The sequence below is a fragment of the Aquimarina besae genome (assembly GCF_042434905.1).
GTDB lineage: Bacteria > Bacteroidota > Bacteroidia > Flavobacteriales > Flavobacteriaceae > Aquimarina.
On sequence record NZ_CP170199.1, the window covers coordinates 2878914 to 2890310 of the forward strand.

General features: G+C 35.6%; 6 protein-coding genes. 2 read left to right on the plus strand and 4 right to left on the minus strand.

The annotated features are described in order from the left end of the window. Position 1 precedes the first annotated feature (1 nt). The gene (gene recG, locus ACE94K_RS12590; RefSeq protein WP_378172670.1) at positions 2–2104 is read right to left on the minus strand and encodes an ATP-dependent DNA helicase RecG; all 2103 of its coding nucleotides are present in this window, start codon (positions 2102–2104) and stop codon (positions 2–4) included. Positions 2105–2661: 557 nt separating this feature from the next. On the opposite strand from recG, the gene ACE94K_RS12595 reads away from it, so the two are divergent. Both ACE94K_RS12595 and ACE94K_RS12600 read left to right on the plus strand, forming a co-directional pair. Beyond that, positions 2662–4782, plus strand: coding sequence for a M1 family metallopeptidase (locus tag ACE94K_RS12595; RefSeq protein ID WP_378172673.1), 2121 nt, complete (start codon positions 2662–2664; stop codon positions 4780–4782). 8 nt (positions 4783–4790) lie between these two features. Continuing rightward, positions 4791–5714, plus strand: coding sequence for a patatin family protein (locus ACE94K_RS12600; RefSeq protein ID WP_378172676.1), 924 nt, complete (start codon positions 4791–4793; stop codon positions 5712–5714). Positions 5715–5856: 142 nt separating this feature from the next. Here ACE94K_RS12600 and ACE94K_RS12605 read toward each other — a convergent pair whose 3' ends face one another. From ACE94K_RS12605 to ACE94K_RS12615, 3 genes are all read right to left on the minus strand, one after another. After that, positions 5857–8721, minus strand: a complete 2865-nt coding sequence (locus ACE94K_RS12605; protein WP_378172679.1) for a PKD domain-containing protein — start codon at positions 8719–8721, stop codon at positions 5857–5859. 560 nt (positions 8722–9281) lie between these two features. Continuing rightward, positions 9282–9800, minus strand: coding sequence for a hypothetical protein (locus ACE94K_RS12610; RefSeq protein WP_378172681.1), 519 nt, complete (start codon positions 9798–9800; stop codon positions 9282–9284). 10 nt (positions 9801–9810) lie between these two features. Beyond that, a complete protein-coding gene (locus ACE94K_RS12615) occupies positions 9811–11385 on the minus strand; it encodes an FMN-binding glutamate synthase family protein (protein ID WP_378172684.1) in 1575 nt (524 codons plus the stop codon). Positions 11386–11397 lie beyond the last annotated feature (12 nt).

Below are 11397 nucleotides of genomic sequence, written 5' to 3' on the forward strand. Positions count from 1 at the left end.
TTTAACTAATGTAATTCCAGATGTTTTTGTGTTTTGCCAGTTGCTGATAGGTAAATAACAACACTTTGTTTTTTTCTAAAGATAGAGAAGGGTCTTCTTTTAGAATTTTCATTGCATAATATCTGGCATTTTTTAATATATCGTTATCTCGAACAATATCAGCGATCTTTAGATTAAGCACTCCGCTTTGTTGCGTGCCCATAATATCTCCGGGACCTCTTAGTTTAAGATCTACCTCGGCAATATCAAAACCATCATTGGTACGAACCATCGTTTCTAATCGTGTCTTACTGTCGGAAGACAATTTATGACTGGTCATTAGGATGCAAAAACTCTGTTCTGCACCACGACCCACCCGACCTCGTAACTGATGCAACTGAGATAATCCAAAACGTTCTGCACTCTCAATAATCATCACACTAGCATTAGGCACATTGACCCCAACTTCAATCACAGTGGTCGCTACCATAATATTGGTTTCGCCTTTTACAAAACGCTCCATTTCATAATCTTTGTCGGCAGGTTTCATTTTACCATGGACAATAGAAATTTGATACTCTGGAGCAGGGAAGGAGCGGGCGATACTCTCATACCCATCCATCAAATCTTTATAGTCCAGCGCTTCAGATTCTTGTATCAATGGGTATACGATATAAACTTGTCTTCCTTTTTTGATCTCATCGGCAATGAACTTAAATACTTTTAGGCGATTACTATCATACCGATGTACGGTTTTGATAGATTTTCTACCCGGTGGTAGTTCGTCAATCACAGAGATATCCAGGTCTCCATAGAGACTCATTGCCAATGTTCTGGGTATTGGGGTAGCGGTCATTACCAAGATATGTGGCGGATAGATGTTTTTATGCCAAAGTTTAGAACGTTGAGCAACTCCAAAACGATGTTGCTCATCGATAATAGCAAGCCCTAAATTTTTAAATTGTACTTTATCTTCTAGTACTGCATGAGTGCCAATTAAAATATGTAGTGAACCTTCTTCTAATTCTTGATGAATTATACGGCGTTCTTTGGTTTTAGTACTACCCATTAATAGTTTCACATTGATATCAAGATCTTTGGTGAGTTCAGATATCCCCTGATAATGCTGATTTGCCAAAATGGCTGTTGGTGCCATTAAACATGCCTGAAAGCCATTGTCCATAGCTAACAACATGGTCATCAATGCTACAATAGTTTTTCCGGATCCTACATCTCCCTGTAATAATCGATTCATCTGTGCGCTACTACCAATGTCTTTTCGGATCTCTTTAATCACACGTTTTTGAGCATTGGTTAATTCAAACGGTAAGTGGTTGTTATAAAAATTAGTAAAGTGTTCTCCGACTTCGGTAAACGGAAATCCCTTGATCTTTTTTTTGCGAATTAGTTTTTTGGTGATCAACTGCAACTGAATATAAAATAGCTCTTCAAACTTTAGACGATATTGTGCCTTGGCCAATAATTCTTGATTTTTCGGGAAATGGATATTGAGCATCGCTTCACTTTTGCGGATCAGTTTCAGTTCAGATCGTATTTCTTCAGAAAGGGTGTCATAAAATCGAGCCTTTGTGTCCAGAAATAACTGTTGCATCATTTTACTTATCACCCTGTTGGTGATTCCTTTATTAGAAAGTTTTTCTGTAGATGGATATACCGGCTGCATCATCACTTTCAGATTTTTTTCGTGCTCTGAAAGTAGTTCCATTTCTGGATGTGGCATGCTATAACCGTTGTAATATTTCGTTTTTCCAAAGATTACATAGGGCACGTTTATTTTAAGGTTTTCTCTAATCCATTTGTGCCCTCTAAACCATACCAATTCCATTTCTCCTGTATCATCAATAAATTTGGCTACCAATCGTTTTCCGCGTTTTTGCTCCACTATTTTAAGATGAACAATCTTACCCACGATCTGTACCTCTGCAGAGGTGCGCTGTAACTCATTGATTTTATAATAATGGGTTTTATCTATATATCTATTCGGAAATAAATTAACCAAATCCTGATAGGTATGAATCCCCAATTCTGTTCGTAACAAATCTGCACGAGAAGGTCCAACACCTTTTAGATAATCAATAGGAGTTTGTAAGATATTAGGATTCATTAGAGCGAAGATAAACTTCACTGTCTAAAGTTCAAAGTATCAATTTCGAAGTTTTAAGTGTATAATGATTATTTAGAGTTTGATTAGTCTTTGACAAAAATAGATCGATGTATTTTTTAACAATTTGTTCTTCACAGTTTTAATTGTATTTAATTTTCGTCTTTTTTTCTTTGATTTGACTTTCTGTTCATTTTCTTTGCTTGCCCAAAGAAAACGAACCAAAAGAAAAGGCACTTTTTTCAAGGTATTTTTCAGTTTTACTGAAAACCAGATTGTTTTTGCTAAAATCTTTCCAAGGCTTCAAGATTTTTTAACGCAAAACCAATCTTATACTGGTGAAAAAAGATTTTCAAAAGCTCTGTTTTGGAATGTCAATAAATTCAATGGATAAAATTTTTGTTGGATGTCTCAGACTGCCATCCAGTTTTGTAATTAAACTGTTTCATTAACGTTTCTTGATAAATACAATCAAGCAGTATATTATTAAAGATAAAAAGCTTTGTCACATAACCAGACTAAAATCGTTATTTTGGCAGAACATTTGATTATTGATCTGTATGCGATTTATTTTATATCTAATTATGTTAGTTGCATTCTGTGGTGTATCTGCACAAGAAGCAACTACCACCTTAGTCTCTATTAATACAAAGGAACAACCTGCCGTGGATTTTTTAACGGGAAAAGTAAATGTTTTTTTGGAATCTAATCTAAAAAAAGTAGAAGGAAAAGTTACCTATGTATTCAGAGTGATTCAAGCTGTAGATTCTATTACTATTGATGCCCAGAAAATGCAAATTATGGCAGTTTTGTTGGATGGTGAGAAAGTAGATGCGGCCTATGATAATAAAACCATTAAGGTTTCATCAGTTTTTGAGAAAGATTCAGAACATACTATAGAAATTCAATATATAGCTGTACCACAAAAAGCATTGTATTTTTTGAAGGATTATCAAGGCAATGATCAGATCTGGACACAAGGACAAGGCAAATACACCTCTAATTGGTTGCCTAGTTTTGACGATATGAACGAAAAGGTGGAGTTTGATATGACGATCAATTTTGATTCGGATTATGAAGTGATCGCTAATGGCAAATTAATAAATAAGCAAGCTGTTAATGATTCTATCCAACAATGGCAGTATGATATGACACAGCCTATGAGTAGTTATTTATTGGCATTGGCCATTGGTAAATACAAAAAAGTAGTGGAGAATTCAGAAAGTGGAATTCCGTTAGAAATGTATTATTATCCTGAGGATAAGGACAAGTTTGAACCTACTTATAAACATAGTAAACGAATGTTTGATTTTCTTGAAAAAGAGATTGGATATACATTTCCTTGGCAAAACTATAAACAAATACCGGTAAAGGATTTTTTATATGCCGGAATGGAAAATACCGGTACCACTATTTTTTCTGACGCTTTTGTAGTCGACAATATCGGATTTAACGATCGCAATTATATCAATGTAAACGCTCACGAACTAGCACATCAGTGGTTTGGGGATCTGGTCACCGAAACCGAAGGGAAGCATCATTGGTTACAAGAAGGCTTTGCCACTTACTACGCATTGTTAGCAGAAAGAGAGGTTTTTGGGGAAGAGTATTTTCAATATAAATTGTATGAAAGTGCCGAGCAACTAACCGAGCAGGCAAAAGCCGCAAATGCTACTTCTTTACTAGATCCAAAAGCAAGTTCTTTGACCTTTTATCAGCGCGGTGCCTGGGCATTGCACGCACTAAAGAATATAATCGGCGATGCTAATTTTAAGCTTACTATTACTAACTATCTGGAGAAACACAAATTTGGGAATGTCACCACATCAGATTTTATGAAGATAGCAGGGCAGGTGAGTGGTCAGGATTTATCAGATTATCAGAAAATATGGTTAGAAGCTATTGCTTTTCCTTCTCAGGAAGCATTGGATATCTTAACGAAATCATCTTTCATCAAAAAATATTTGACACTAGCGGGTGAGCGTACACAACCGCTAGCCGGAAAGTGGGGCACTTTGGCTACAGCCTTGAATAATCCCGTAAATGAGTATCTTGGGCAAGAAGTGATCTATCAGTTAGAAGGAGATACCTCACAAGAGGCAATTGCCTTATTTACCAAAGCTTTTGAAACCAATAATATCTACGTTCGTCAGGCAATTGCGAATACGATGAGTAGGGTTCCAATAAGTTTACAAAAACAATACGAATCTCTATTAGAGGACCAATCATATGCTACTATAGAACCAGCCTTATATCATTTATGGACCAATTTTCCTTCAGAAAGGAGTAAATATTTGGAGCAAACTAAGAGTATAATTGGTTTTCACGATAAAAATGTAAGGGTGCTTTGGTTGGTTTTGGCATTGAATACTCCAGAGTATCAGCGTGAGAAACATCAAGAATTTTACGCAGAGTTATCAGGATATTCATCTCCACAGCATCATTTTAGTACCCGCGAAAATGCTTTTACATATTTGGAAAGTCTACAGGCATTTTCTGATCAATCATTGGTAGATCTTATAGATGGAGCAGTACATCACAATTGGAGATTTAGGAACTTTTGTAGGAGTCTACTGGATAAGCTATTGAAGAATTCTAAGTTTCAAAAGAAATACGTAGATTTAAAGAATAATTTGCCAAAAAGGCAGCAAGAGTTTTTAGAAAAAAAATTAACCCCATAAAGTAAACTATGCGTGCATTAGTCATTTCCGGAGGAGGAAGTAAAGGAGCTTATGCCGGTGGTGTGGCACAGTATTTAATGCAGGAGCAAGGTAGGACTTACGATCTTTTTCTAGGTACTTCTACCGGGAGTTTGTTAATACCACAATTGGCACTCGGAAACATAAATAAGGTATATGACATTTATACTAATGTAAATCAGCATACCATTTTTAGTGTAAATCCTTTTAAGACACGTAAGAAAGGAAACCGAGAATTTGTTTCTATCAATTTCTTTAACACCATCTTACAATTTCTAAAGCGAAAACGAACCTTTGGAGAAAGTAAAAACCTAAGAAGAAATATTCGCAGGAATTTTTCTGAAATAGAGTTTGAGCTTGCCAAAAAGAAAGTAAAGGACGTAGTGGTAACCGTGTCTAATTTGACAAAAAATACGACAGAGTATAAATCCATCAATGATTTCTCTTATGAGGATTTTTGTGATTGGATCTGGATTTCTTGTAATTATGTTCCGTTTATGAGCTTAGTGACCAAAAATGGATACGAATATGCAGATGGAGGTTTCGGTTGTATGGTCCCGATCAGAGAAGCTATCCGAAGAGGAGCCAAAGAAGTAGATGCTGTTATTTTAGAATCCGAAAATATGGAGCATAACAAGGTGTTAGGCAAAAATCCATTTTCGTTGATGGTCAATTTGTTTAGCTATATGTTTGATCAGGTAGAAGGGCACGATACCGTGGTGGGTAAACTAGCTGCAAAGAACAAAGATGTAGTGCTCAATTTATATTATACGCCGTCTAAACTTACCGAAAATTCTTTAGTTTTTAATAAAAAATTAATGCGAAGCTGGTGGCAACAAGGATTTGATTACGCTGCCGAAAAAGCAAAACATGCAGAAGAGAATAAGCTGAAAGATATCGATATGGCCGGATGATTATTCAGATTATTACGGCGTCCTCGCGGGCTATCCATTATTTCTTTTTTATGAGTACCCCGAGGCTCTCGAAGGGTACTTACTAAAATAATATTAGACTTGTCCTGAGCCTGTCTAAGGGTTCCTATCCCTGACGCATTCGTTATCTCGCTGTTTTTATAAACTTATCCACTTGCTTATTATTGATCAATAAGAAATACAAACCTTCAGAAAGTTTCTCTACAGCGATGCTTTCCGGAACGTCGGATCTGTAAATTACCGTTTGTCCTAAACTGTTAACAACTTTTAGAGAATATCGATTCTTTAATCCAGATACCCCACCAATATGTAATACTTCATTTGCTGGATTTGGATATAATACAAGTAACTCTTCCGGCGATTGAATATCAATAATGGATAGTGATTGAATCTCAATATCTTCAGAAAAAGCACTACATCCTCCTTCGTTAAATACTTCTAACCTATAAACTCCTGTTTCTTCTGCCAAGTATGTTGCCGAATTAGCTCCGGCAATAGGTTGGTTCTCAAAATACCATTGATAAGACGCGTAGTTTTCTACTACAGAAATTGTATTGTTTTCCGTATTGATTGTAACGGTTGGTTCAACTGGTGCTTCTGAAATGTTTACTTCAATCACAGCTCGTTCTAAGGTTTTACAACCTCCAAGTGTAGAAATTTCCCAGTTGTACAGGTAGTAATAAAATCCTTCTGGATCTGTGGTAGCAGAACTTCTTTTGATATTTATTACATTATTTATAGTATAAGGATAATTGATATTTGAATTACTTCTAAAAAGATTAGCTTCCTCTAAGAAACCAATTTCCATATTGGTTCCTACAGGAATATTCATATTGATTTCGATCGTGTTTTCGCCATCAGGAATATTTATGGTTTTCGTATCAATGATAGTTCCATTGGCATCTATTAATTGCAATGTTCTGTTTCCTGATCCTTGTGCAATTACTGTTGCTCTCTTAAGAATAATCGGTTGTTCTGCGTCGAATATTAGATTAAACCCTCCTTGATGTATATTACCAGAAGTCTCATTTATATCTTGTATTCCTGCAACGGCATCAAAAATAGGTTCTGTAGTTCCTGCTACATAAAAGGTTTGGTTTTGTGTAAGATCCGTAATTTCCAAGGTTGGTCCTGTTGCCAGAATAGTATCACTATTTTGAGAATCGTACCATATATATCCGTTACTACCTGATGCATTTATTGTTGCAACATCTTCAGGGCATACCGTTTGTGAGCTGTTATCTGGTAATGAAGCTATACTAATAGTAACCAGATCTTCTTTGACATTTGTGTCTTGTCCTATGGAGTTAATAGCAGTTAATGATACGGTGTATGTTCCATTTGCTGTATAGGTATGATTAGGATTTTGTTCTGTAGACGAGGTTCCGTCGCCAAAATCCCAAAGAACAGAAGAAACGGTATTAATAGATGTATTTCTAAAATTAACTTGATCACAATTGACAGATGCTTCGAAATTGGCAATTGGTGGTTGGTTATTATTTCCCGGAGTGTAGGACCCTGAAATTTCATAAAATCCAACAGAGGCATAATCAGAATATCCACTAGAAACGTTGCCCTCTCCAACACCATCAATTTCTATAAAATAAGTACCTCCGGCTAAAGTAGTATTGATAGCAGCACTAAGATTATTATTTGGGCTTGATAGTGCAAGTTCGTCTCCTGTACCGCTAATAATTCTGGCCTGTATATTAAGATTGGGATAATAAGGATCGGGATCAATATTGAAATTTACTTCTCCACCCGCTGTAATAAATGAAAATATATCTTTATCTTCTTTTGTTGAAATCAATGCTTGATGTAAGGAAGGATCGACAGTTCCATCAGAATTTACCTGAATTGGTGTTGCATCAGTGATAGTATCAGCGTGATCGTCCCCTTTATAACCAAAACCGTTTCTGTTTCCGGCAATAATTGCCATATCATCTTCTTGAGTAATTGCATTGTCATATTCTCCTTTACTCCATTGTCCAATAGGTTTGCTGGCGCTCCATCCCATAATCGGACTCCAAGGACCATGTCCAGCATAATATTGATTTCCAGGAACTCCGTCGTGAGACAACCCTAGTGTATGACCTACCTCGTGGGATCCCGTTTCTCCTGCAGATCTGGTTCCGCTATTATATACCCAACAAGGATTATCTATAGTAGTACTGGAAAATGAATTAAGATACGCTACGCCTCCGGAGTTGGGAGCCGCATCTGTGGTAGGAGTGAAAATACACATCATTCTACGGTTAATAGGAGTATTTTCGAAAGTAGTTCTATCTGTAGTAATGTTTATATCAAAAGGTCTAAAGTCTTCTGCCATAATTCTCCAGATCTCTGTTATTTTTGCATCACTATATCCGGTAGGCTGAGCGTCAATTGTACCACCGTTAACCCACCAGGTATCACTAACTAATTCGCCATCAAAATCTAAGTAAACCGTATATTCAGATCCGGGGAGACTGGATAATACGGGAACTCTAGCTGAAGCTTTACTCATATCAACTTCATCAGCACTCACCTTTTCATAATCTATACATAACACTTCATGGATATTAACTTTTTTAATAAAAATTTCATTTGTATCATCCGAGATGAATTTATAAGCAATCTTTTCTTCGTACAAGACAATATGACCTGATATCAGATTACTTTGTTTGGTTACCTGAAAGGTTGAAGTTTTAGAATTATCAATACTTCCGATAACGATATATGAATCCGAGCTACCTTGTTTTTTACTAATAATCCCAGTATACGATACATCTTTTGATACTTGTAGCGTAATACTATTAGATTTTACATCCCATAATTTGCTTGAGAATGCTTTTTCATTTCCTAAGCTAAAAGGGCGACTTTCCTGAGAAAATATACTGACTTGATAGAAACATAGGATTAAAAATAAAACAAGTCGTCCGACTGTTTTATTTTTAAGCTGTATGTAGTGTTGTCTTTGTTTTGTTTTTAAGAGCGCAATTATTTTCATTTGACTGGTATTGATTGAGTTTGTGATTATGTTTTGATTCAATGATACAAATGACTTGCCTGGATCATGAAAAACAAGTTTTCATATCCTTAAATTTAATAACTTGTGTAAAAAGAATGTAGGAGGGATAAACGTTTACCGAATTAGTCTTATTTCGAAAAACATTTTTTTAAGGGTGTCTGAAATCCTCAAAATGAATTTATCAATTTACACAAATATCTATATTGTTTTACGTTGTAAAACTTGCATGTTTAACTGAAAAATATTCTTTTTAGTATCTAAGCTCAAAATAGTCTGTTTGGTAAAAAAACTCTTTTTCTATTTAAAAAAGCTTAATAAGAATGGTGGTGTATTTATAAATAACTGTTTTTTAGTGTTTTACAATATTTTTTAAAATGTAATCATTTGATATTTAAGAAGATAATTCTCACAGTAAGCTTAAGAATATTGGATGATAAGTAGTTTTATAGGTTATAAAACGGTTGTTATGTAAAACAAATACTATGCTCAGGATTGATTTTGTAATCAATAAATAGTGAGGGTAGATTGTGAAGAATATTTTAAAACAAATCCTCTACCTCACTTTTAATAGCGGCTAAGGCTGTATCACTTGGTGCACCTTTTTCCACAGTGGTCATTAACATTATTTCCCTCATTTTATCAGCAGAATCTACTTCTTCTTTTTGCACTGTTTTACGGATTAAGGCGATCGTACCATTTTTGGCAGCTTTCACAATATTCCAACATTCATCAGAGATATAAATTTGTTGCGTAAGATTATGATCAAATTCTTGCTCAATGGTATTAACAAGCAAAGATTCATAACTTTTTTTATCATCACTCAATGGAGGTGTTCTCAATAATAGTTTACCTGGAGAAATTCTTTCTAAAAATAAAGCCATTCGTTCATAGGCTTGTAACCTTAATGGAAGTGATTGTTTTTGGTGTTCTTTATGCAAGAGGAACCTTCGTCTTTTCTCTTCATTATCAGTATGGGTTTTAAAGTAGTATAACGCTAATAATGTAATAAAAAGCGAAGGTATTAACGATATTAATAATGGGATGATTTCTATGTCCATAAGTATTGTGTTATGATTGATATGTTTCTTTATAATGTCCTCCTAGATAGGTGCAATCCTTTAAGTCTTGTGCACAGGTATATGCCACAGGTGTTTTTGTATATTTAAAAGATTCTTCGAGGGTTTTCGTTAGTTCCCCATCATCCACGTTAACGTCTACATCCTGCATAGTAAACTGGCATGGGTGCTCATAACCCGCTGCGTGAGTAATTTCTACCAATTCTTTTCTAAAGGATTTAAAATATTGAGCTAATCGATCTGATTTTAGAGGGACGTTAATGCCTCTTTGTAACCACTTGCTCTGGGTAGCGATACCACTTGGACATCGATTGGTATGACAAACTTGAGCTTGTATACATCCTATGCTCATCATCGCTTCTCTGGCAACATTGATACAATCTACTCCCATGGCAAAAGCCATGGCTGCTTTGGCAGGAAATCCTAATTTACCACTACCGATAAATACCACTCTATCGGTTAAGTTATGTTTTTGAAATATCTTATAAATAGCTGTAAATCCATAAATCCAAGGTAATGATACGTGATCTGCAAAACTTGGAGGAGCAGCTCCGGTACCGCCTTCACCACCATCGATGGTTATGAAATCAGGACCTCTATTGGTTTTCACCATCAATTCTGCCAATAGTTCCCACTGCTCGGTTTTACCAATAGCAGCTTTAATACCCACGGGTAATCCTGTTTCTGAAGCAATATCTTCAATCAGTTGTAATAATTCAGGAACGTCTTTAAAAGCTTTATGAGTAGAGGGTGATAACACATCTTTTCCTACTTCTACACCTCTTATTTCAGCAATTTCGGGAGTAATTTTAGCACCTGGCAGTACACCACCTTTTCCAGGTTTGGCACCTTGAGATAGTTTAATTTCGATAGCTTTGATAAAGGGATTTTTTTCAACCAAATCTTTCATTTTTTCCAGAGAAAAATTTCCATCTTCAGTACGCACACCAAAATATCCTGTACCAAAGTGGAAAATAACATCCCCACCATTACTATGATAAGGCGATAACCCGCCTTCTCCAGTATTATGGTAAGCTCCTGCATTTTTGACTCCTATATTTAAAGAATCTACAGCGCGAGCAGAAAGAGAACCAAAACTCATAGCAGAAACATTGATAACAGAGGCAGGCCGATACGGTTTTCTACGTTGATTGTACGCACCCATTACCTTGGCGCATGGTAAAAATGTTTTATCTACCTTATTAGGATGGTCTTTCTCCATCTGAAAAGGAATCATGCAGTTCTTTACAAAAATGTGCTGATGTTGATATATATCTCTGTCTGTTCCAAAACCCTCGTAATTATTTTCATTTTTTGATGATGCGTATACCCAACCTCTTTCAATTCTATTAAACGGAAGTTCTTCGCGATTATTCGCTACGAAATATTGTCTCATTTCTGGACCAATACTTTCCAAAAGATATCTTAAATGACCAACAATCGGATAATTATGACTTATCGTATGTTTTCTGTTAAAAAATATATCTCGTATTGCTACTAATGCAAGTACAATTAAAATCCACATCCACCAAGATATCGAACCTAAGAAATCTAAGATAGCCTCCATGTTTGGTTTAAT

Excerpts from the sequence above, each read along its gene's own strand:
- recG (WP_378172670.1), bottom strand. The coding sequence starts at position 2,104 with ATGAATCCTAATATCTTACAAACTCCTATTGATTATCTAAAAGGTGTT.
- ACE94K_RS12595 (WP_378172673.1), top strand. The coding sequence starts at position 2,662 with ATGCGATTTATTTTATATCTAATTATGTTAGTTGCATTCTGTGGTGTA.
- ACE94K_RS12600 (WP_378172676.1), top strand. The coding sequence starts at position 4,791 with ATGCGTGCATTAGTCATTTCCGGAGGAGGAAGTAAAGGAGCTTATGCC.
- ACE94K_RS12605 (WP_378172679.1), bottom strand. The coding sequence starts at position 8,721 with ATGAAAATAATTGCGCTCTTAAAAACAAAACAAAGACAACACTACATA.
- ACE94K_RS12610 (WP_378172681.1), bottom strand. The coding sequence starts at position 9,800 with ATGGACATAGAAATCATCCCATTATTAATATCGTTAATACCTTCGCTT.
- ACE94K_RS12615 (WP_378172684.1), bottom strand. The coding sequence starts at position 11,385 with ATGGAGGCTATCTTAGATTTCTTAGGTTCGATATCTTGGTGGATGTGG.